We start from the raw sequence: 400 nt of genomic DNA on the forward strand, positions 1-400 counted from the left end.
TCAAGGAGGAAGGCGAGAAGGCCTTCGTCATGACCGCCGGCGCCAGCCAGCTCTGCAAGCTGATCATCGGCCTGGCCAGCGAAGAGGGTTTCCGGCCGATCGTCACCGTGCGCCGCGACGACCAGATCGCGGCTCTGAATGCGCTTGGCGCGGCGCACGTGCTCAATGAAAGGGCGCCGGATTTCAAGGCGGCGCTGCGCGAGGTGATGAAGGCCGAACAGCCGCGCATCTTCCTTGACGCGGTAACCGGGCCGCTTGCCTCCGCCATCTTCGACGTCATGCCGAAGCGGTCGCGCTGGATCATTTATGGGCGGCTCGATCCCGAAGCCACCGTTATCCGCGAGCCCGGCCAACTGATCTTCCAGCACAAGCATATCGAAGGGTTTTGGCTGAGTGAGTG

1 protein-coding gene is annotated in these 400 nt (G+C 63.5%); it reads left to right on the top strand.

All coding sequences use genetic code 11. The features are described 5' to 3' along the window. The coding region (locus tag EOA22_RS37375) for a zinc-binding dehydrogenase (RefSeq protein ID WP_164756370.1) at positions 1-400 on the top strand (400 nt) is incomplete at both ends.

It is taken from the genome of Mesorhizobium sp. M7A.F.Ca.US.014.04.1.1, from assembly GCF_003998745.1.
Taxonomy (GTDB): Bacteria; Pseudomonadota; Alphaproteobacteria; order Rhizobiales; family Rhizobiaceae; genus Mesorhizobium; species Mesorhizobium ciceri.